Source organism: Candidatus Palauibacter soopunensis, from assembly GCF_947581735.1.
Taxonomy (GTDB): Bacteria; Gemmatimonadota; Gemmatimonadetes; order Palauibacterales; family Palauibacteraceae; genus Palauibacter; species Palauibacter soopunensis.
This window is the reverse complement of the sequence record NZ_CANPVT010000043.1, coordinates 20282-41967: the sequence shown is the minus strand read 5'-3', so window position 1 is coordinate 41967 and position 21686 is coordinate 20282. Positions and strand designations below refer to the sequence as shown.

20 protein-coding genes are annotated in these 21686 nt (G+C 68.5%); 9 read left to right on the top strand and 11 right to left on the bottom strand.

Annotated features, from left to right (window positions below):
* The first annotated feature begins 6 nt into the window (after window positions 1-6).
* Window positions 7-2475: a choice-of-anchor B family protein gene (locus RN901_RS11630; RefSeq protein WP_310758454.1), complete on the top strand. Its 2469-nt coding sequence runs from the start codon at window positions 7-9 to the stop codon at window positions 2473-2475.
* Here RN901_RS11630 and RN901_RS11625 read toward each other — a convergent pair whose 3' ends face one another.
* The 4 genes from RN901_RS11625 to RN901_RS11610 all read right to left on the bottom strand — a co-directional run bounded on the left by RN901_RS11625 (window position 2476) and on the right by RN901_RS11610 (window position 5376).
* Window positions 2476-2874, bottom strand: coding sequence for a type II toxin-antitoxin system VapC family toxin (locus RN901_RS11625; protein WP_310758453.1), 399 nt, complete (start codon window positions 2872-2874; stop codon window positions 2476-2478). It abuts the gene before it with no gap.
* A complete protein-coding gene (locus RN901_RS11620) occupies window positions 2858-3109 on the bottom strand; it encodes a type II toxin-antitoxin system Phd/YefM family antitoxin (protein ID WP_310758452.1) in 252 nt (83 codons plus the stop codon). The genes RN901_RS11625 and RN901_RS11620 overlap by 17 nt, the downstream gene beginning before the upstream one ends.
* An 85-nt stretch (window positions 3110-3194) precedes the next feature.
* Window positions 3195-4442 (bottom strand): MFS transporter, encoded by a 1248-nt coding sequence (locus RN901_RS11615; protein ID WP_310758451.1) that lies wholly within the window; start codon window positions 4440-4442, stop codon window positions 3195-3197.
* A 13-nt stretch (window positions 4443-4455) separates the two neighbouring features.
* Window positions 4456-5376 carry a cyanophycinase gene (locus RN901_RS11610; RefSeq protein WP_310758450.1) on the bottom strand — a complete coding sequence of 307 codons (921 nt, stop codon included), beginning with the start codon at window positions 5374-5376 and terminating at the stop codon, window positions 4456-4458.
* Window positions 5377-5555: 179 nt separating this feature from the next.
* On the opposite strand from RN901_RS11610, the gene RN901_RS11605 reads away from it, so the two are divergent.
* The 3 genes from RN901_RS11605 to RN901_RS11595 are packed head-to-tail and all read left to right on the top strand — an operon-like array spanning window position 5556 to window position 7828.
* Window positions 5556-6050 carry a hypothetical protein gene (locus RN901_RS11605; RefSeq protein ID WP_310758449.1) on the top strand — a complete coding sequence of 165 codons (495 nt, stop codon included), beginning with the start codon at window positions 5556-5558 and terminating at the stop codon, window positions 6048-6050.
* Window positions 6038-7345: an aminotransferase class V-fold PLP-dependent enzyme gene (locus RN901_RS11600; protein ID WP_310758448.1), complete on the top strand. Its 1308-nt coding sequence runs from the start codon at window positions 6038-6040 to the stop codon at window positions 7343-7345. The genes RN901_RS11605 and RN901_RS11600 overlap by 13 nt, the downstream gene beginning before the upstream one ends.
* Before the next feature lie 12 nt (window positions 7346-7357).
* Window positions 7358-7828 (top strand): hypothetical protein, encoded by a 471-nt coding sequence (locus RN901_RS11595; RefSeq protein WP_310758447.1) that lies wholly within the window; start codon window positions 7358-7360, stop codon window positions 7826-7828.
* A 42-nt stretch (window positions 7829-7870) separates the two neighbouring features.
* Here RN901_RS11595 and RN901_RS11590 read toward each other — a convergent pair whose 3' ends face one another.
* Together RN901_RS11590 and RN901_RS11585 are read right to left on the bottom strand one after the other, a co-directional pair.
* Window positions 7871-8380, bottom strand: a complete 510-nt coding sequence (locus RN901_RS11590; protein WP_310758446.1) for a thermonuclease family protein — start codon at window positions 8378-8380, stop codon at window positions 7871-7873.
* Window positions 8381-8444: 64 nt separating this feature from the next.
* The gene (locus tag RN901_RS11585) at window positions 8445-9233 is read right to left on the bottom strand and encodes a DUF6503 family protein (RefSeq protein WP_310758445.1); all 789 of its coding nucleotides are present in this window, start codon (window positions 9231-9233) and stop codon (window positions 8445-8447) included.
* A 91-nt stretch (window positions 9234-9324) separates the two neighbouring features.
* Between RN901_RS11585 and RN901_RS11580 the strand changes: the two genes are divergently transcribed.
* The 5 genes from RN901_RS11580 (at window position 9325) to RN901_RS11560 (ending at window position 16761) form a co-directional block, all read left to right on the top strand.
* Window positions 9325-9903 carry an FKBP-type peptidyl-prolyl cis-trans isomerase gene (locus RN901_RS11580; RefSeq protein WP_310758444.1) on the top strand — a complete coding sequence of 193 codons (579 nt, stop codon included), beginning with the start codon at window positions 9325-9327 and terminating at the stop codon, window positions 9901-9903.
* A 34-nt stretch (window positions 9904-9937) separates the two neighbouring features.
* A complete protein-coding gene (locus RN901_RS11575) occupies window positions 9938-10795 on the top strand; it encodes a fumarylacetoacetate hydrolase family protein (protein WP_310758443.1) in 858 nt (285 codons plus the stop codon).
* Window positions 10792-15054 (top strand): M14 family metallopeptidase, encoded by a 4263-nt coding sequence (locus RN901_RS11570; RefSeq protein ID WP_310758442.1) that lies wholly within the window; start codon window positions 10792-10794, stop codon window positions 15052-15054. Before RN901_RS11575 ends, RN901_RS11570 begins: the two co-directional genes overlap by 4 nt.
* 149 nt (window positions 15055-15203) lie before the next feature.
* On the top strand, window positions 15204-15617 hold the full coding sequence (locus tag RN901_RS11565; protein ID WP_310758441.1) for a cytochrome c: 414 nt from the start codon (window positions 15204-15206) through the stop codon (window positions 15615-15617).
* A 100-nt stretch (window positions 15618-15717) separates the two neighbouring features.
* The gene (locus RN901_RS11560) at window positions 15718-16761 is read left to right on the top strand and encodes a cache domain-containing protein (RefSeq protein ID WP_310758440.1); all 1044 of its coding nucleotides are present in this window, start codon (window positions 15718-15720) and stop codon (window positions 16759-16761) included.
* 194 nt (window positions 16762-16955) lie between these two features.
* On the opposite strand, the gene RN901_RS11555 is transcribed toward RN901_RS11560, so the two are convergent.
* The 5 genes from RN901_RS11555 to mobC all read right to left on the bottom strand — a co-directional run bounded on the left by RN901_RS11555 (window position 16956) and on the right by mobC (window position 21441).
* On the bottom strand, window positions 16956-18143 hold the full coding sequence (locus RN901_RS11555) for a hypothetical protein (protein ID WP_310758439.1): 1188 nt from the start codon (window positions 18141-18143) through the stop codon (window positions 16956-16958).
* Between the two features lie 173 nt (window positions 18144-18316).
* Complete coding sequence (locus RN901_RS11550) at window positions 18317-19315, bottom strand: restriction endonuclease (RefSeq protein ID WP_310758438.1); 999 nt, start codon at window positions 19313-19315, stop codon at window positions 18317-18319.
* A gap of 318 nt (window positions 19316-19633) precedes the next feature.
* Window positions 19634-19870: a hypothetical protein gene (locus tag RN901_RS11545; RefSeq protein ID WP_310758437.1), complete on the bottom strand. Its 237-nt coding sequence runs from the start codon at window positions 19868-19870 to the stop codon at window positions 19634-19636.
* A 27-nt stretch (window positions 19871-19897) separates the two neighbouring features.
* On the bottom strand, window positions 19898-20293 hold the full coding sequence (locus RN901_RS11540) for a hypothetical protein (protein WP_310758436.1): 396 nt from the start codon (window positions 20291-20293) through the stop codon (window positions 19898-19900).
* A gap of 809 nt (window positions 20294-21102) precedes the next feature.
* The gene (mobC, locus tag RN901_RS11535) at window positions 21103-21441 is read right to left on the bottom strand and encodes a plasmid mobilization relaxosome protein MobC (protein WP_310758435.1); all 339 of its coding nucleotides are present in this window, start codon (window positions 21439-21441) and stop codon (window positions 21103-21105) included.
* Window positions 21442-21686: the final 245 nt, after the last annotated feature.

Here is a 21686-nt window from a genome sequence, read left to right as displayed (position 1 = left end):
GTTACCATGCGACCACGTGACCTCGCTCTCCTCGTGTCCCTCGTTTCCTTCGTTTCCTTCGTTTCTGCGGTGGCGGCGCCGGCGGCGGCACAGACGCATGCCGGCAACCTGAACCGCGCCGCCGAGGCCCCGATCATTGGCTTCGGAGCGGCGGCGGCCGTTTCCGGCGACGAGATCTTCGTCTCGCGGCCGGGCGAGTTCGCGGCGTTCCCAATGCCGGGATCCGAACCCGGCAGCGTGCACATATTCCGGCGCGGTGCGGACGGCTGGGTGGAGGCCGCCGCGATACCGGCGCCGAGCGGAGTGTACGGAGACGGTTTCGGGGAGGCGCTCGCCGTCGAAGGCGACGTCCTCGTGGTGGGCGCTCCGAAGGAGAACGAGAGCCGGGGGGCGGCGTACGTCTTCGTCCGCGAGGGCCAGATGTGGAGCTTCTGGGAGCGGCTGGAGGCCCCGGACGCGATGCCCGGTGATGCCTTCGGTTCCTCCGTTGCCGTGGGGGCCGGCGCGCAGTTCGGCGTCATCGGCGCGCCGGGGCGCGGCGCCAGCGGTTCGGTGTTCGCCTACGTCCAGTCCGATATGGGCCTGACGTCCGTCGAACTCACCGGGTCCGACGCGCCGGCTGACGCCCGTTTCGGGGCCGCCGTCAGCGTGGAGGGCGACCTGGCGCTCGTGGGCGCGCCCGGGCCGTTCGCGCTCAGCCAGTACACGCCGCCCGCGCCGCCGCAGGCAGGAACCGGCTACCTGTTCCGCCGCGGCGGCACGGAATGGGATGAGGTCGCTCGTCTGACCCCGGCCGGCGGCATGGTGGCCGGCCTGTCCGCGGTGCTCGTTGCCGGAGAGGCATACCTCGGCTCTCCGCTCGCCAACCAGGCGCAGGGCGCGGTCTTCCGCTTCGCGGCGGACGACGGCGGGGCGTGGGCCCAGACCGGGATGATCGGGGCCGCGTCACCGTCGCCTGCGGCCTTCTTCGGCTATGCCCTCGCCGGGGCGGGCGGACGACTCGTCGTCGGAGCGCCGGGTACGAACGCCTTCTCGGGCGCCGCGCACGTCCTCCGCGTGGGGGACGACGGCGAGTGGAGCGAGGAGACCGTATTGCAGGGCGAGACCCGGGGGCTCATGGGCTTCATGGGCAACTCGGTGGCCGGAGGCGACGGCTTCGCGGTGGTCGGGGCGCCCGGATCGGAGTTCTTCGAGGGCATCGGCTTCGTGTTCGAGCGCGACGCGGACGGCGCGTGGAGCGAGGCCGCTCCCATCCACGAGACCGAGTTCGGCCTGGCCGCCGTCCGGGGCGACGAGATGCGCTGCTCGGACGACGGTACGGTCGCCGGCTTCGACTGCTCGGAGGTGGACCTCGTCTCCTTCCTCCCGGCGCGCGACGTCGGGGGCGGACGCGGGATCATGGTCAGCGACATCTGGGGCTGGCTGGATCCGCAGACGGGCCGCGAGTACGCGATCCTGGGACGGTTCGACGGAACCTCCTTCATCGACGTGACGGACGCCGGGAACCCTGTCTATCTCGGCAACCTCCCCCTCACCGAGGGCGCGATGCCCAACCTGTGGCGGGACATGAAGGTTTATGCCGACCACACCTTCATCGTAGCGGACAATGCGGGCGAACACGGGATGCAGGTCTTCGACCTCAAGCGGCTGCGGGATGTGACGAATCCGCCGGTGGATTTCGACGAGGACGCGCACTACACCGAATTCGCTTCCGCCCACAACATCGTCATCAACGAGGCGTCGGGCTTCGCCTACGTCGTGGGCGGTAGCGGCGGGGGCGAGACCTGCGGCGGCGCGCTGCACATGGTGGACGTCCGCGATCCCCGGAACCCGACCTTCGCCGGCTGTTTCGCGGACCCGGAGACGGGGAACGCCGGGTCGGGCGGCTACACCCACGACGCGCAGTGCGTCATCTACGAGGGTCCCGACGAGGATCACGCGGGCAAGGAGGTGTGCTTCAACGCGAGCGCGACCAAGCTCGGCATCGGAGATGTGACCGACAAGGACAACCCGACGCCGATCTCGAATGCCGCCTATCCGAACGTGGCCTACTCCCATCAGGGGTGGCTGTCGGAGGACCAGCGCTACTTCTACCTGAACGACGAACTCGACGAGTTGTCGGGCGGGACGGCCGGGACCCGGACGCTCGTGTGGGACGTGGCGGATCTGGACGATCCGGTGCTTGTGCGTGAATTCGTGCAGGACAACGCGGCGTCGGACCACAACCTCTATATCCGCGGCGACCTCATGTACCAGTCGAACTACGTGAGCGGGCTCCGGATCTTCGACATCTCCGACCCGGAGAACCCCGTCCCCGCCGGCTTCTTCGACACGGTGCCGGGGAGTCCGGACGCGCCGGGGTTCGCGGGATCGTGGAGCAACTACCCGTTCTTCCCGTCCGGAAACATCATCGTGTCGAGCATGCGCGAGGGGCTGTTCGTCCTCAGGAAGCGGGAGACAGCCCTCGTGCCCTGATCATGAGACGGTCTCCACCAGGTCGGCGTCGACGATCCTGCGGTCGTGCGTCAGCAGCGTGGCGCCCAATACTCGTGCTGTCGCAACGAGGATCCGATCCGCGGGGTCCCTGTGGAACGAAGCGGGAAGGGCCGAGAGTTCCGCCGCAATGGCGGGAGAGATCCCCTGTCGCCTGACCAGGGGCGGGGCCACCGCCTTCTCCAGCCACTCGCGCAACGGGATTGCGAGCTGGATTCGGCCAAGATCGTGGAGCATCGCCACTTCCCACAGTGAGATGTCCGATACCAGCAACGGCGACTCGGCGTGCGCGGACCTGACGACCCGCCGCTGCCGCCGGGATAGTCTCGAACTGTCGTTCAGCCACCAGATCAGGACGTGCGTATCAAGCAGCGCCGTCATGACCGAGGCTCTCCCAGTGATCTTCCGGAACGGCCGGCTCTACGATGTCGCCGACGACAGTTACGGTTCCCTTCAATTCCATTTGCGGGTGTTCGGCCCGGGCTCGACTCGGAGGCCACAACTCGGCCACGGGCCTGCCGCGCTTGAGGATGACGAGGCGTTCCCCCGTTTCGCTGACACGGTCGAGGATCGCGAGGCAGCGGGCCTTGAAATCGGATGCGTTGATCGTTTGCATGGTGACCAGTATTTATGACTGGTCATATTATTGTCAAGGCACCGTGGTCGCGAGGCGGTCTCCTTCAGGGCGTCTCGTCGTCCCGTTAGGTAGAGGCGCGGGTGACGCGGCGGAAGGCGAGCGCGGCGAGGAGGCCGATGGCGCCGAAGCCGGCGACGGCGGCGAACACGTGCTGGTGTCCGGGGAGGCCCGGTGAGTTGTCGAGCAGGACGCCCATCAGCGGTCCCATGAAGACGTCGGGGGTGAAGCCGAGGACGGAGACGAGGCCCGCCGCGCTCCCGGTGTAGGCGAGGGGCACGTGGCCCTCGGCCAGGAGGGCGAAATAGACGCCGCGGAGCGCGTAGATCCCGACGCTGGCGGTGACGATGGTGGCGATGAGCATCCAGGCCGGTCCGGGTACGAGGACGCCGGACGCGATGAGCAGACAGCCGCCGATGAGGATCACGAAGCCCCACACGATGACGCGGGAGGCGTCGATCCGGTCTCCGAGAAAGCCCGCGGCGATGGCCGCCGCGGCGCGAATCCAGAACGCGAGCGTGCCGATCCCGGAGGCCTGGACGTCGTCGAACCCGAGCGTGTCCCGCGACAGGAGCGAGAAGTCGTCCGTCGCCTTGTACCCCGTGTAGGCGCAGATGATGATGACGGCCTGCAGCCACACGACCGGCATGCGGCAGGCGGCCCGCACCCCCTCGAGCGACAGCTTCGGCTGGTCGCCGACACCGCTCCCGGGGGTGCTGTCGGGCACCACGAGCCACACGAAAACGGCGCTGCCGAGCGTGATTCCCGTGAAGACCCGGATCACTCCGCGGAAGGCCGCGGCCCGCTCCTCGGGCGTGGCCGCGGACGCCTCGCCCGGCAGTAGCCAGGCGAAGACCGCCACGGAGAGCGTCGCGACGAGCGCCGCGAGCAGCCCCCTTCCCCCGTCGAGGAAGCCGTAGGCGCGGCCCTGCGCCGACTGTCCGCCCCACTCCCGCGCGGCCCGGATCATCGCGGCCCAGAAGAGGAGGACCGTCGTCATCCCCCAGAAGGCCCACAGCAGGTTCATCGTCTGCGGCGGAGGAAAGTCGGCGAGCACGATCCCGCCGAGTCCGGTCGTGAGCAGCGCGAGCGCCATGAGCCGCCGGGCCGAGAACCGGTCCGCGAGCGGGCCGCCCGCGAAGTACGCGACCATCGCCACGACGCCGTACAGCGAGAAGGCGGTACCCAGCTGCAGGTTGGTGATCCCGAACGCGTCGAGCAGCGTTGGGCGGAAGACGCGCGCGAGGACGAAGGGGAGCAGGAAGACGCCCTCCCCGGCCGCGATGAGCGCGACGAGGACGAGCCCTCGTCTCACCGGACTCCCCGGATCAACGCTCCGGCCGGCGCGTCGGCCAGGGGCGTCGCTCGACGCGTCCGAGGGGCGCCAGGGTGCGCGCGGGACGGAAAGCCTGACGCTCCGCCAGGTCGTACTGGTCACCCGGCGCGAGGAAGTAGAACAGGCCGCCGCTGTCGAGCGTGCTCTGGTTGTCGTAGATGACGACGTAGGACTCTCCGATGACCTCGAAGCGGTCGCCCTGCACGACGATGGCCGTGTTCTCATCGATCCCGATGCCGAGGAGTTCGGGTCGGGCTTCGATGATCTCCAGCAGGTCGAAGTGCCGGTTCCTGTACAGGAGGTGCTGGTCGACGGCTGTGTTGCGCAGGAAGCCGAACCCTTCCTCGTGACTCCCCATCATGATCGTGTTCGTCGCCGTGTCGCCGCGCGCCAGGTACGACCCCTGGATCGTCGCGCCGGCCGACGAGCCACCGATCACTCCGCCGCGCTCGAGGAGTGCCCACAACTCGTCCTCGGTCCGCGTCCCCGCGTAGGAATCGACCAGGCGCCACTGGCGGCCCCCCGTGAACCAGACGCCGGTCGCCTCCCGGATCGCGGCAGTGAAGGCTTCGCTGTTCGCCTCGTCCCGGTCGTTCGTGTGGCGCACCGTGAGGTGCTCGACCCCCGCGGCCTGAAACGGCCTCACGCCCCCGAACGACGGCCCGTAGGAATCGGCCCCGCCCGCTGTCGGGATGACGACGATCCGCGCGTCGGTGCCGCCGGCCAGTTGCACGAAGCGGTTCGCGATCTCCGGGCTTCGCATGGCGCCACCCACAATCACGAGCGAGCCGTTCGGCGGGCCAACTTCCTGGGCCTCGACCTCGGCCGGAACCATCGACGCGACCCCGAAGGCAGCTACCGCCACGGTCAGGAGTGCCCGGACCACGCTCCACGCTCGCCGTTCTGTTCGCATCGCTCGACCCTCTCGATTCGGTTGCGGCCCCGGTCTTCCGGCGGACGATCTCACGGTACGGGGATCGCGGAGGCCGGGCGACCCCGGCGGTCCGTGGCGGCCGGGCCGCCGCTTGTCGCTCGCGGCGGGCCGCGTCACGTTGCGGGCCAACGATCCCCGGCGACCCGGAGACGCAGACCATGCTCAAATCGTCCCTTCTCCTCGGCTCCTCCCTTGGTCTCGCGGGGCTGGCCGGTGGCCTCATCGACCCCGCGGCGCCAGGGGCCGGCGGGGCGTTGTCGCCGCGGGCCGACGCTCTCGCGGGGGCCTGGGCCGCGAACGAATACGTGCTCTCGAGCGGCGACCGACACCCCGTGCGCGGGCGCATCATCTTCACGGACGGCGAGTGGCAGGTCCTCTTCTTCGTCATGGATGGCGACGCGCCCAGGCGCGGATCCGGCGAGGGCGGACGCTACACCTTCGACGGGGAGACGCTCACCTTCGAGCACCTTCATCACCTCTCGTACGGACGCACGATGGCGGGACTTCCGGCGAGCCCGCTCACGATGACCGCGCGCGACGGGGCGGGGCCGCTCGAACCGACCGGGGTCGAGATCGACGGCGACACGCTGACGCTGCGCTTCCCCAGCGGAAACTCGATGTCCTTCACCCGCAGTTCCGCATGCTGCTCATGACCGCTGGGGGCGCCGGAGATGATCGCTACGGCCTGATGGACCGCAGGGAGTGGCTCCGCCTCGGTGCGACCGGTGCCGCCGCCCTCGGCCTCCCCGCCTGCGCCGCCTGGGACGGGGACGCGTCGTCCACGGAACTCCCGCCGCTCCGGACGCCGGCCGGGACGGGCGACGCGGACTGGGACGACGTGCGCGCACACTTTCTCGTCGAACCCGGCACGGCCTACCTGAACAACGCGAGCATCGGCATGCCGCCGAGGCAGGTGGTGGATGCGGTCGCCGCCGGGTATCGGGCCATGGCCGAACTTCCCGCTCGCGGCCGCTCGGATCTGAGCGCCCGGATCGCGGAGCACGTGGTGCCCGGACTCGCCGGCCTCTTCTCGGTGCAGCCGGACGAACTCACGCTCACGAGAAACGCGTCGGAGGCGCTCCACCTCCAGAGCATCGGGGTCGCACTCAATCCCGGCGATGAAGTCCTGATCACAACCCAGGAACATCCCGCGGGTCGTCGTCCGTGGGAGTTCCGGCAGGTGCGGGAGGGGATTCGGGTGAACGAAGTCTTCATCCCCAGCCCCCTGCCTCCGGAGGAGGAGGTCCTCTCCCGGTTCGAGGACGCCATCACGCCCCGGACGCGGGCGGTGGCCTTCTGTCATGTGACCCGTGGAGGGCATCTTTATCCGGTGGAAGCCATCTGCGCGCTCGCGCGCGAGCGGGGACTCGTGAGCCTGGTGGACGGCGCGCAGGCGGTGGGCCAGTTCCCCATCGATCTGGCCTCCCTGGACTGCGACGCGTACAGCGTGAGCCTCCACAAGTGGATGCTGGCCCCGGCGGGGACCGGCTTCCTCTTCGTGCGGCGCGATGCGCGCGACCGCATCCGGACGGCGTTCGCGCCCGACGCCACCCCGGAGCAGCCGCAGTTCGGCCCCCCGGGCACGGCGGCGTTCCCCGTGCGCGCCGCGGTCGGGACGGCGGTCGATTTCGTCGCTGCGATCGGACTCGAAGCCGTGGAGGCCCGCTGCCGCCATCTCTCGGATCACCTCAAGTCGCGCCTCGCGGAGATGAACGGCGTCACGCTCCTGAGCGGCGCCCGCGACCGAAGCGCGCCCGGATCGACGATCTTCGAGAAGGAGGGTCTCGACGCGGTGGCCGCGGTGAGCGCGATCGAGGCGAGCATCTCATCCCACATCGACGAGCACCAGCGCGACGGCCACAACGCGATCCGCATCTCCACGCACATCTACAACACGACGGAGCAGGTCGACCGCTTCGTCGAGGCCCTGGCCCGCACGACGGGCTGATCGGAGGCTCGAATGACCGGTTCCGGACGAACCCCGCACACCCTCGCGCTCGCCGCACTCGGCGCGATCCTCCTCATCGGTGTCGCCGCGGCGGAGTCGAATGCCGCGGCGGAGTCGAATGCCGCGGCCGCTCAGGACGGCGCAATCTACGAGATCCGCAACTATCACTTCGACCCGGCGCGGTTCGAGGAGTACTCGGAAGTCGCGAAGGGCGAGTACATCCGCTACCTGCGCGAACACCTGGACATCGTCGGTTTCTGGATCGAATCGGGGATTCCCGCGGAGGTCCGCGGCGCGGAGCAGGACGACCTCGGGCCCGCGAACGTGACGTGGGTCATCCGCTGGGCGTCGAAGGAGGAACGGGACGAGAAGCTGCCACAAGTACTCGGCACGCCGGAATGGCGTGAGATCTTCGCCGAAGTTCCCGGGGGTGGCGCGAGCTACTTCAGAATCGAGTCGCGCTTCATGGACTCGCTCGACTGACGAACGGACGCGCCCGACGCTCCGTCCGGTCTCCCGCCCGCGTCAGCAGCGGCCCTGTCTGAAGTCCGCGGGGCGGCAGGTGAACCCCCACTCCGCCCACAGCCCCCGCCCCTCCGTCGACGCGGCGGCTTCCGCGGCCTCGATGCGATCCGCGTAGCGCCGGTTGGGCGGGATGATGAACGCGAGAGCGTACCCGCTCGCGACCATGTGTTCGTTCAGCATGTCCCCGCCCGGAAGGAAGAGATAGGCGAGGTCCCGGTCGAAGGCGTCCACGCGAACCGCGTCGTACTCGACCCCGAGCGCCGTGTTCGGCGGGGCCACCCGCAGCAACTCGTCGCGGGCGCGGGCGCCCCACGGCTCCTGCGCCATCTCCGGGGCATCGATGGAGAGAAGCCGAATCTCCCGGCCATCGGCGCAGATAACGGAGTCTCCGTCGATCACGAAGGACAGGACGCAGTCCCCGCTCGGCATGGGGGGCGGCGGGGGCGGGGGCGGAGTCGACTCCGAGCACCGTACCGCGGCGACGGCGACGAGGAGGACTGCGATCGCCATGCGGGAGCGGCGGTCCCCCCGGCGCGGGCGCGCGATCCTGCCCTGAGCTACGGGACGGCCGAGGTCACGGGCCGACCCGGATCGCCCCCACCTCATCGGTTCCCAGATGGCGGCCGTCCGCGTTCACGTACCATCCCCGCAGTCGCGGGAGACGCAACCCGCCGCCCTCGACCAGGCCCTCGAAGGTGATGTATTCGCCGTCGTTCGCGCTCTCGTCGTGGTAGAAGCGGCAACCCACGAGCTGCGCGGTCCCGGGGTCGAAGTAGAAGTACCATGTGTCGCCGCCGGTGTCGGGGTCGTAGGTCACCCGGACGGCGTGGACCTCCCTGTCCAGGAAGGCGGTCTCGATGATGTCGGGATCGAGGTGGGAGCCGGGGTCGGAGATCTTCATCGGAAGACCCGCCAGGAACCCGTAGTAGCTGCGCCAGAACATCCCTTCCTCGCGATGGAGACGCATGCGCTCGCGGTCCGCGTCGGGGAGGTCCGCCTGCGCGACCCCGTCCACCGTCGCGGACCAGTCATCGGCCGTTGTCTCGTATTCGATCGACGACCCTCGATAGCGGCCCGCGAGGGCAAAGTCCCGCTCGTCCGCGCCGAACTCCAGGTCGACCGCGACGCGTTCCCCGCCCTCTCCGTCGGTCCCGACCCACGACATCGAGACGGACCGGCTCCCCCAGACCCCGTCCGGATCGTGGAAGGCCACCGATCTCGCCACGAGTTCCTGCGCGCGGGTGAGGTCGGCCTCGGCGACCGAGCCGGAGGCATCCTCGTCCGCCGGGGGACGAGGGCCGCAGGCGGCGGCGAGCAGGACGAGCCATGCCCAGAAAGCGTGTCGGAAGGCCGGTCGGAACATCCGTAGAGTCTTCATGCCTGATACTAGCAGTCGGCGTTGAAACGCCGCTACATTCGGGCGATTCGCCACTTTCCACTCTCGGAGGCATTCCATGCAGCGTGATATGACATCGAACGGGTTTCGGACCGCGGCGGCCCTGCTGCTGGCGCCGCTCGCCATCGCATGCGCGGGCGACGCGGGAGAGGATGCGGAGGGCGGAGCGGAGGGCGCGGCCGAGGCCCCGGCGACGGCCGAGACGGCCGCCTCGCCCGAAGGTGTGATAACGGATCTCCGGGAAATCACGTTTGCCGATGAACTCGCGGTCGACCTCGATGCGATGGAGGAAACCGAGAGCGGCCTGTTCATTCAGGTGTTGCAGGAGGGGAGCGGGCCGCCTGCCGGCTACGGCGACGAGATGCACGTGCACTACACGCTCTGGCTTCCGAACGGGAGCACGGTGGACTCGAGCCACGACCGCGACGAGCCGCTCGAGTTGGTCCTCGGGTCTACTCCTCTGATCGACGGCTGGGTGGAGGGGGTCACGGGCATGCGCCTGGGCGAGCGCCGGAGGCTCGTGCTCCCATACGATCTCGGTTACGGGGAGATGGGCAACGCGCCGCGTATTCCGGGCTACTCGCCGCTCGTGTTCGAGGTCGAACTCGTCGAGCACATCCCCACCGGGGAAGGCTGACCGTGATCCGGACCGGGGTGATTTGGCCGGGGCGGTGACCGCGTACGTCCGTTATCTCGCGCCGGACGCGGCGAACCATACGTACGCCGCGACCGGCGGGGACGGCGGCGCCCGCTGGGGGGTCGTGGAAGATGAGGTCCTCGCGGACGGAATCAGCGAGGACAGCATGGTGGAGGAACTGGCGGCGCCTCCTTTCGGCGGAGAGGTCCGCACCGGGAAGCGGATGCCGCTCGATGAGCTTCATCTTCTCGCGCCGGCAACCCCCTCGAAGGTCATCGCGGTGGGCCTGAACTACCGGAGCCACCTCGACAACAGCCCGATCGGGACGCGCCCGGAGCCCACGGACCCTCCCCTGTTCGCCAAGCTGCCGAGTTCGATGGTCGGGCCTGGCGCCGCGATCGAGATTCCCGCGGACGCGGAAGTCGTCCACGCGGAAGGAGAAATCGTCGTCGTGATCGGCCACGCGGCGCGTCACGTCAGTCCGGAAGCGGCCGGCGACCACATCTTCGGGGTGACGGCAGGCAACGATGTGAGCGAGCGCACCTGGCAGCGCGACGACCTGCAGTGGCTCAGGGCCAAGGGCAGCGACACGTTCGGTCCGCTCGGACCGCGGATCGTGACCGGCGCGGCGTGGGAGGACCTGCGCCTGCGCACGCGCCTCAACGGCGAGGTCGTCCAGGACGCGCGCACCTCGGACCTCATCTTCTCCATCCCGGAGATCATCGCCTACGCGAGCCGCTACTTCACGCTGCTTCCCGGCGACGTGATCTACACGGGAACTCCCGGGAAGACGTCGACGCTCTCTCCCGGCGACCGGGTGGAGGTGGAGGTGGAGGGCGTCGGGGTCCTGGCGAACGACGTGAAGGTCGAATCACCAAAGGACGGGACATGATGAAGAGAGCCGTGTGGATCGCGCTGGCGTTCGCGGCGGTGTTCGCGACGCCTCCGGCCTCCCGCGGGCTCGCCGCCCAGCAGGCGCCGGACCTTGCCACGCTGTTCGAGTTGGGGACGCTCGTGCTCGACACGAATGGTGACAGCGTGCCCGATCTCGTGAACGCGGCGCTCGTTCTCGGGGATGACCCCTCGTCGGCCGTCCGGGCCGCGGGCGCCGAGGTCGCCGCTCGGCTGGGGTTCGAGACGATGGCGCTGGATCTGCCGCTGTCCCGGGACCCGCAGGGTGGTCAGGTCGGGATTGTCGTGGGACGGAGCGGACTCGAGGTCGCCGGCCTGCGTACGCCGGGCATCGACCCCGCCTCCCTCGACTCGGGCGAGGGAGCCGTGGCGGTGCGCGAGGAGGGCGGGCGCACCTGGGTTCTCGTGGTCGGTGGCGATGAGGAGGGGCTGCACGCGGCGGCCCGCCTGTTCGCGGGAGTCCTGCCGCATACGCGAACCCTCTCGACGGCGAAGCTGGACCGCGTACGCGATGATCTCGCCGAGACGCTGGAGGCCGGGGGCGTGGCGGACGCGGCGGTGCGCCTGACCCAGGCGAGGGTCAGAGCGGGCCAGGCCGGCGTGGGACGCGTGATCGCCGAGATCGAGGTGGACGAAGCGGACCTGGGCGAAGCCGCGGATCTCTTCCGGCGCCTCGCGGCGGGTGAGGAAGCGTCCGACCAGGAAGAGGCGGAGGCGGGGGACGAGTCCGCCGACGAGGCGACTCCCCGGACACGTCTGGCGTACCCAGGGGTCGAGTCGGTGGAGGCGCGGCTGGCGGGCGGACCCACGATCCGGATCGCCGGGCGCGCGGCGCCGGATGCCCCCGGACCGATCGCGGGCCGGCCGGGGAGCGGCGGCAAGAACGACATGGACCTCTCCAACCTCTACACCTCCGACGGGCTGCTCGGCGGCGGGGTGCTCCCGAACCGCGTGGACGCGATGCTCGCGCCCGGCGAGGGAGGCATCGACGGCCTGCCCGATCTGGCGGGGCGGCTCGGACTCGAATCGACCGGGATCACGGTGCCGCTCGTCGCACCGGCCGCGTCGATCGAGGCGGCCGCCGCCCGGCCCACGCTCGTCCTCGCGGGGGTGGACAACGCCCTGACCCGGCAGCTCGCCGACAGCGCGAAGATCGATACGGGGTCGCTCGCCCCCGGCGAAGGGCTCATCCAGGTGGTCCCGGCGGCCTTCGGGTCCAAACCGGCCCTTGTCGTCTCCGGCGCGGACGCCGCAGGGGCCGAGCGCGCGCTCGATCAGCTGGCCCGGACGTTCCCGCACCTCGCGGAGCGCGGCGACGACCGCCCCACCATGGACGACGTCGAGCGCGGCCTGTGGGACGCCCTGTCCGGCCACTCGCCCGCGGGCCAGGCGGCGATCGGCCTCTACAAGCTCGGCCGCATCGCCGACAAGCTGGCGGATCGGCAGATCGCCCGCGCGGACGTGTTGCTCTCCGTCGAGAAGGCGGACCCCGGCCTTGGCGCGTACGTACAGGCCCGGGCGGCGGAAGCGCTGGGCCTCCCCGATGCCGTCGACGTCGACGTCACGGTCGACGATCGCGATGTCCAGCGAGCGGCCACGATCTTCGCCGACACGCTCTCACTGCCCTCGGAAGTCGACCGCTTCCGGGAGCTGTTCCGCGCCCGGGTGCTACCGGCAGCCGGCTCCAGCGGTCCCGTCCGGGTGGAGGCCCGCCTCAGCGAGCCGCCGGAGATCCGCCGCCAACTGGAGCGGGAGGCTCGAGACGCCCTGATCGAGGCGGGGGCTCCGGCCGACGCCGTCGAGGTCCGCGTCCTCTCCGCCTTCAAGCAGGGCTATTCCTGGCTCGAAGAAGTGATCCTGCCGCAACTGGCGGACCGGGACCCCGGCGAGATCGGGGAGATCGTCATCCGCTTCCGCCGCAACGATCCGCCGGCGGCGTGGCCTCAGCAGGCGATCCACACGCCGGTCCGCTGGCTGCACGAGATCTTCCCCATCGATGAGATCTTCGCCCGCGAACTCGGCCTCGAGCTGGAGCGGATCCGCTTCGAGCAGACGACCGATGGACCGACCTACGCGGTGACCGTCACGAACTCCGGCGGCGCCGAGATTCTGTCCGGCGATTTCGAGCCGCGACGGGTGATGCGTCCGTATTTCGACCGTTTCCGCGACTACGAGCACGTCCGCGTGACGACGGGCTGGATCCACGCTGCGGCGGGGGACCGCACGCTCGTCGACGAACGCATCGTCACCGACCCCGAGGCCTTCTGGGACCACTACCAGAGCGTCGTTCTCCCGGCGATCTACGACTACGTGATGGACCGGCACGACGGGATCCCGGACGGCGGGAACGCGGACGCACCCTACTTCGGCGAACTCACTGTCGAACTCGAGATGAGCGAGCCCAACTACCGGCTCGAGATCGACAACGAGATTCACGCCCCGATGGACGCCCTCCACGAGGAGATCTACTTCGGCACGATCGAGTTCTTCGACGTCCTCGGCCGGAACTCCCGCGGGCAGGGGCTGACCTTCCCCGGCCGCATCCTCCCGATCATGCGGCCGCGCGGCGACGGCCGACCGGCGGAACTCCGGGTGAGCTTCACGGGGTTCGCCACTTCCCGGCCCGCCGTCTCCGTCGCCTTCGAGGATGCGGCGGGCGCGGCGGACACGATGCGGCTCGACATCCCGAAGACCGGCCTCGAGCGCCCGTCCGCGAGGCTGGCCATCGTCCGCGCCGGCGAGCCGGGGATCGCGCACCTCGGGCTGCGCCTCCGCGTCGACACGGACGCCGACATGCGCGACAGCCTCCTGAACTACGCCTCGCCGCGGCAGGTCGACCGGAGCATGGTCTCCGCCGAACAGGTCGAGGCCACGGTGCGCGAAATCGAGGCGCTGCGCGCGGCCGGCCTCTACGCGTCCTCGCTGGCCTGGACCGGGCTCGGTTCCCTCGAAGTCTGGGCCGAATGGACGCACGAACAGGACCCGGAGTCCCGCCGCACCGCCCGACTCGCGGCAAACGGGACCCCGCCGGCGCCTCCCGACTGGCGCCGCCTCCTGCCCGAAGGCTGGAGCTACGGAGGCGAACGCCTCGTTCAGTGGGAGACGCCCATCCCACCCCCCGAAGGCCACGGGATCCTGGCCCGGATGGCCGAGGCCTTCGAGGAAGTGACGATGTACAAGGCCGGCGAATCCTACCTGGGCAGGGACATCTGGGCGGCGGATTTCATGCCCCCGGTCGCGGCCTCGCACTGGTCGCGCGTGAAGGCGACGACCTTCAAGCCCACGGTGATCTACTCCGCCCGGCAGCACGCGAACGAGGTCTCCTCGACGAGTCACGTCCTGCGGCACGCGGAACTCCTCCTCACGGATCCCGCGCAGCGCGGGAAACTGAACGACGTGAACGTCGTCATCCACCCGTTCACGAACCCCGACGGGGCCCAGCTCGCCTACGACCTGTACCGGATCACGCCGGACTTCATCCTGCACGCCGGCTACCTTGCGTCGCTGGGAATCGACGTGATGACGGGGTCGCGCGACGATCACCCCATTTATCCCGAGGCGCCCGTTCGAAACCGGCTGTGGGGGCGCTGGCTACCCGACATCTTCCTCAACCCGCACGGGTACCCCTCCCACCAGGTCGTGCAGTTGTTCAGCGAATACTCGGGTCTCGTGCGGCGGGGGCGCGTGACCGAGCGCAACTGGGGTCTCAACAAGGGCTGGTTCATGCCGGGGTTCGGCTACGTGGACAGTCCCGAATACCCCCGGCACCGCGACGCGGCGTTCGAGATCCGCGACTACATCACGCGCGGGATCAATTCGAACCAGGACGTGTTCGACATGAACCAGCGCAACTATGCGCGCTACCGCCGCTACGGAGCCGACTATGACCCGGATGTGTTCCGGCTCCCGATGACCGACAGCGTGCTCATCGAGATGCCGCTGAGGGGATCGAGCGGCGAGTCCCGGTTCGGCTTCGATTCCCGCATCACGATCTGGTCCGGCACGACGGAAGCCCCGGATGAGACGGCGTACGGCCCGTGGATGGAGCTGGTCGCCAAGGCGGGACTCTCGTGGGACCAGGCGCTGCTCGACTACCTGTACGAGGGGGAGCATGAGGTGAAACGCTCCGGCTCCTCCTTCTTCGGCGGCGTGTCGCTGCGCATGAACCGCCCGCGGCCGCCCGAGGACGAGGACGAGTCTGATGAGGAGGCCGTCACGACGGACGGCGGAGGTTCCTAGCCGATACTTGCTCCGGCCCGGCTTCGGAATTCAGGTTGGGGCGTTCTCGCACCGTTCAACGCAGGGGAATCCCGATGCGCATATCGAAGAACCGTTCGAACCATGTTTCGACCATCTCCTCATGTAGAGGGATCCGCTCGCCGATCCGGATGGCGGCGGTCGCGGTCCTTCTGGGCGCCACCAGCCTCGCGGGCCAGGAGGAGGGCGGCGATGCGGCGGAGGCCGAGGAGGCGGCGGCCGCCGCCAACACGACCCAGGGCGTGTTCAGCGAGGAACAGGCGACGCGCGGCGAAGACGTCTTCTGGAACATCTGCGCGGAATGCCACTTCGAGGAGGATTTCGGGGGGCCGTTCATCCAGTCGTGGGTCGGGGCCTCGGTGAAGGACCTCGTGGATGAGATCGTGGCCACGATGCCGGAGGACAATCCGGGCGGGCTGCCCGCCGAGCAGTACGTCGATGTCGTCGCCTACATGTTCAAGATCAACGGCATGCCGACCGGCGAAGACGAACTGACCGCCGAAAATCTCGACGCGGTCGAGATCGAGGTCGACCTCGATCCCTGAGGGGCTGGGCTCGGGCGCCGGCACGCCTGCCTGAGCACACCCGATTGGGCCCGGTCGCGCAGTGAACTGACGACTCCTGAACCGGAGGGAAGGAGCTGCCATGCGACGCTTCAGGCCGGCCGTCATTGTGATGTCGCTGTCGGTGCTTTTTGCCGCCTCCTCCGGAACCCGTCAGGCCCATGCCCAGGTGCCGAAGGTCACCGCCGGACAGGTGACGGACCGGGAGACCCTGCAGGGGTTCGTGACCTACGCGGCATCCGTGGCTGCCTCCATCACGGACATCAACCAGGGATCGCAACTGATCCAGGCGGTCAGGACGGAGGGCAGCGAATACAACTTCGGCAACATGTACCTGATCTTCATGACCCTCGACGGTCAGGTGTTCATTCACGGGGAAGACCCCAACCTGGACGGCACGAACGTCTTCGGGGTCGTGGACGAAAACGGAAACCCGGTCGTTCAGCAGATGCTCGCCGCCGCGGCGGCCGGGGGCGGGTTCGTCGAGTGGTGCTGGGACGACCCGAACGACCCGAACGACCCCCGCTGCAAGGATAGCTACGCGCTCCAGCACTTCTCTCCGGTGGCCGGAGTGGATCTGGTCGTGGTCGGGGGATACTACCAGGATCTGTCCGGCGCGGGGCAGCCGCTGCCTCCGGTCCCACTCCCCGAGCTTTCCGCCGCCGACGTCGTGGACCGGGAGACCCTCCGGCGGTTCGTGGACGGGACGGTCGTCTGGCTGAGGGAGCTCGTAGGGCAGGTCGGCTTCGAGCGCGCGAACGAATGGAAGGCCCTCCTGCGGGAAGAGGGGGGACACTTCAAGTCCGGTCCCATCTATCTCTTCATCTTCACTCCCCAGGGGTTCGTCATCTTCCACGGGGCCGACGCGTGGCGGGAAGGGCGGCAGGTGCTGGACAACACTGACTTCCAGGGGCGGATGTTCGTGAGGGACGTCATCGCCGTCGCCCAGGGGGGCGGGGGATTCGTCGAGTACTTCTGGGACGACCCGACGGTCCAGGGGGATGAGGACACCGGAACCCCCAAGGTGAGTTACGCCGTCTCGCTGCGGAGCGATCTGCCCGTCTTCCAGGGCGTCGAGTTCATCGTAGGGGCCGGGTTCTACCGGGACCACATAGATATGTCGTAACCTGATTTATAACAGCAAATTACGGCACATGGCCGTAGGCGATGTATCACTCAGAATACACATTTCTGAGCGAGATTTCGTTGAACCCAATCGGATGTCGCCGGATCCGATTCCGGTTATCGACGGAGGCGGTTGGTACTCCCAAGCTCAGGACCAGCCACCCCCAATGGCGGATGCGGCGGCGTGCTGCGTACTCATCGTCGCCCGGTCGGCAGCCGCCGCACCACCACGCTGGACACGTCGAATTCGTCACGCTCGATGAACGCCGCCAACCCATCCGGACCGAAAGCGTCGGGCATCTCCGTCGTGCCAGCAACGTAGGTCCCGATGTAGCCACCATCCGGGGTCAGTAGGTCGATCGGACCGTCGCTGGCTGGCTCATCGCCGCGCCGCTGCACCCAGATCGTCCCCTCCCAACTCGTGCGCAGGGTGCGTACCACCGGGACCTCGTGGTAGAACTCCATGTTCCTGATGCGTCGCCGCCCCAATTCGGCAAAGGCGTCGCCGAACCGATCATTTCGCGAACTCGCGTCCGCCTCGTTTTCCGCCAACAGGCGTTCGATCTCTCCATCCCTGATCGCGTCGGTCACAGGCTCAGGCCGAAACGCTCGGGTGAGCACCCGAGTGAGTTCGCCGTTGCGAGTAGCCACCTTGATGGCATAGGCGGACGAGTCCGTGTAGACCAGGCTTCCGTCCGGGAGGGCTCCAGCGACCAAGGGAGGTCCGAAGCCGTCGGGATCTCCCGATGGCCGCCACGCTTCGATCACCGTGTCTTGCACGGCCTCGTCCCCAGTGAGGACCAACCGATAGACGGGACGAAACGATCGCTCGGGACCGTCGGCCGGGCCGCCCATGTCGAAGGCACCTACACTGGTCGTGATGACGTTCTGGCCGTCCCTAGCAGGCGCCAAGGTCCGGATCACGTAGAGAGAGTTGCCGGGCATCCGCACTGATCTCTCGAACTCGCCGTGCGGTGCAAACACTTGAAAGGCACTGTGACCCGCGTCGAACACCACCGTGCGCCCATCGCGGAGCACGGTGAATCCGATGGCGGTGTTGGTGCTCGCGGCGAATTCACCCGGCCCATCGCCGAGCCGTCCGAACTCGCGAACGAACTCGCCCTCCCGGCTCATAACCACGATCCGTCCGCCTTGGTCGTCCATCACGTACAGGTCGCCGGACTGGCTGAAGCCGACCGCGCTGACCCGGCTGAACACCTCCCAGTCCGCACCATCGACGGACCCCACCCGGTAGACCTCCTCGAACGCGGGTTCGATGTGGGTGTCCCGGCTTGGAAGTTCGATGACTTCTTGAGCTTGGAGAGCCGGGGATCCGAAGCCGAAGATGATTCCGACGGCCACTCGGAGAAAACTTGGGATCATGATTCTGGTAGCCTCCTGAAACGCGCGACACTGCCAGCGTTTGGATGAACAACCTCAAGCTACGGTTGCCCGTCTCGGCAGGGGCCGGCTTGGCAGGGCCAAGAGGCCGCCATTCTCCCGGTCGCTGCGAATCCCGGTCGATCCTCAGCAGCTCGGTGCTGAATCGCGGTCCACTAGTCAATCGGAATGAACACCCGTTTCAGCGGGATCATCGCACGAGCTTCCGGCTCCATCCGCTCGTAGTGCTCCATCAACAACTCGATGAACTCGTCACCCTTGAGCGTGGTTACCGATGTTCCTTGTGGAGTCCGGTCCGCTTCGTACAGCGCCTCCCGCGTGAATCCGCCGGTCGAAACGAAGAGCCCCCGGTCCGGCGACCGAAGCGTGGCAATGAAGTTCCGCATGTCCCCCACGCTCGCTCGTTGGCTTCGATGCTTCACTTGGACCTTGATCCGCGGTGAATCGAGCCCGAGGGCGTCGGACGTGGCTACGACATCCACGCCTCGATCCGGTCCCTTCTCCGTCCTGCGGGCGAAATAACCCATCGAGCGCAAGAGCGCGGCCACCAGTTCCTCGAAGTCGAAGGGGTCCATGTGTGCGATCCGGTCCGAGATCTGTTCCTCAGCCTTGCTCTGCACGTCCTCGTAGAACTGGAACCCCGATCCCTCGTCGGCTTCGGCACCCAAGGACACCGGGCGCTCCCGACCCGATGCGACCGCCTCGATTTCGTCCTGGTGGTCATTCATGGAGAAGAGTGTCAGCGTGCTGCCTGCACTGTTCTTGGCCGGTCCGGTTAGCTCGTCTCGCGAAATCCTCTTCGTCCAGTTGATCGGTCGCGTGTGAGGAAGGTCTCCGTCCCGGCGGGGATCGTAACGGTACGGTCCGGCGCATGTCCCGAACAGTATCTCCCGCGTGTCCGTGACCGGAGTCAGGATCAAGTCGCCCTCCCGGATCTCATGCACGAAGCGGTAGAGCTGGCTCGCCCCATTGATCAGGCGACCCTTCTTCATGTTCGGATGCTCTCGCGCCAACTCCGACAGAAATGCGTCCCGAGACTTCAGTTGCGAGAGGTCCTTACGGATGGAGAACCCAATCGCGGCGATGCCCGCCTCCTCGAACCGATCCGCGTAGACACCGCCGCCGCCCGCTCTCACTACCCAGATGTTTCTCAACTCAGGACTCCGATGGTTCGGTGATGCGACCGAGCACTGCACAGTTCCCACATGGCTCCAGGTCTTGGGGGCTTGGTGCGCTCGGTGCTCTCGTGGTGGGTGTCGTGACCAATACGGTTGCCGTGGGGCTCGGGTCGTCGCTGCGACCGCTCGCCCCTCGCAGCTTCGACGGTAGGGGATGCAATGGGCTCCGTAAAGGGACTCCGGCCCGTGCGCGGATGCGTGGTCGGCGCATCTGACGCGGGCCGATTCACCGGCCGACGCACCCTCAGCGGCTCGGACCGGCATCGCGGTCCGGCCCGCGCGGCGGCGGCCTTATCACCAGCCGCGGCCGCGCGGTCTCGCGACGCCAGATGTCTCGTAATATTCGGTCAAGCCTGTCACTCGCTCGTCGAGCCGCTCGATTCGCCGCCTCAAGGTGGCGTTCTCCTCGGTCTGCCGCTCGACTTGCCGCCGCAAGGCTTCGACCTGTTCGGATTGCCGCCGCCGTTCCGTTTCGGACTGCCCGGACAACCTCTTCAAGGCCTCCGTCAACTGCCCCTCCAACTCGGTCATACAGCTTCCTCGCTCTCTTGATGGCTTTCAGGCAGGCCGCTCGCGCAAGGTCCAGCGCGGCTTGTCCAGCGTCCCCGACGGCCCCACCACGGCCTGCTCTTCCTCGATCTCCGGCAGCGCGATCCTCCAAGCGGCCATCTCGATTCTCGCGAGCGTCCGCCGGGTCTCCGCGATCTCGCAGTCCAATTCGGCCACCGCCTCGATCCGGGCTGGGATGCTCCTCGACCGCCACCGCATCGTCGCCCAGCTTCCGGCGGAGATGCCGAGCGAGCGGTTCAGGCCGAACGTCAGCGGCTTTGGCCAAGCCTTCTGCGGCAACGTGTGCATCCGCGCGGCCTCTTCCTCCGTAACGAGCCCGATGGTACGCAGCGCGTTCCTCGCGGCGCGCCGCGAGTTCTCGTCGGGCCGCCCGAGCTCGCTCACGGTCAACTTCCCTGTCTCCCTGCGTCCGCTCTCCAGCCGCCTCCTCAGCCGCTCGGTCGGATCGTTCGGGCTGGAAGTCAAAGGCGTACAGCCGTCCCTTCAGCCGCCAACGGTCCCCGGTGTCGGGGTCCATCGCGGTCAGGTAGTCCTTGCCTTGGCGCGGCACTTCCAAGCCCGCCTCCCGGAGCGCGGCGACGACATCGAAGCGGTCTTTCACCACGCCGTGCTCGACCCGCTGGATCAGGTAGTCTCGGATCAGGTCGCGGGGGGAGGCTTCGAGCCGGAGCCCGGCCCGCAGTCGCGCCGCCTCGACGTAGGCGCGGTGTCCGGGCTGCTCCACCCTGGCCCGGGCCGGATCGTCCGGACGGCCCCAGCCGTGCTCGTGGTTGAAGGCGTCGCGGAGCGGGTCGAACGTTCTCCGCCAGCCCGGAGGGGCAATGTTGAGGCTGCGCCCGGTCTCAAGGTCGCATCGCGCAGCGAGAACGTGGACGTGGGCACCGCCGCCCTCCTCGCGGTGGAGCACCGCCGCCCATGCGTAGCGGTCGGGTTCGAGCCCCGCCCAAGCCGTCTCCTCGAAGGCGTCCAGAACCGCGCCGATCTGTTCGTCGGTCGGTTGGTCCTCCGGTGCCCACGCGATCACGCCGGAGGTGTACCTGTGCTCGAAGCCCAGAGTGTCCGCCACCGACGCCACCCGGTGGGGATCGCCCCGAAGGACCTCGACGCCTTCGCGCAGCTTCCCGGCCGCGTCCCGCTCCCCGAGGAGGTACTTGGCCGCAGCCCGCGCCGATCCGGTTCCGCGCGCCAAGAACTTAATGTGCATCGGCTTCCGGGCTCTCGGCGGGATCCAAGGCGGTGAGCGCCCGGTCGATGGAGCACAGATGGGCGATCACCTCGACGGCCTCGATGGCCTCCTTATGTGTATTGGCCCAGCGAGCGATCTGGTTGAGGTTGTTCCCGAGCCGAGCCAGTTCGCGGGTGCGCTCGCGCTCGACCTCGGCGTGCGCCACGGTCCAGGTGCGCACCCGGCCAATCGACCGGCGCACCAGATCCGACAGGGTCAAGCCCGCCGAGCGCGCCTTGGCGTGCCACTCGGCACGCTCCGCCTCGGTGGCGCGGACCTTCACCCAGACGGCGCGTCCGGCGCTCACGGCGCGCCGTTTCCGTTGTGGGGGTCACAGGGGGCACGGCCCCCCGCCAGCCCCTGCCGGGGACTCGCGGAGCGTGGCCCCAAAGGGTGGGCTGGCTCTCCCGCATTAGCGGGCCAAACCGTCCGCCGGAGCGCGGAATCCTGGGCTGTCGGAATCGCCATGACGTACTAGTCAGGGGATCGTTTCGGGCGGTGTCAACCACGTCCGAAATCGCGATTTCCGAAGGGTTCCAGTGCCGTCCCGAA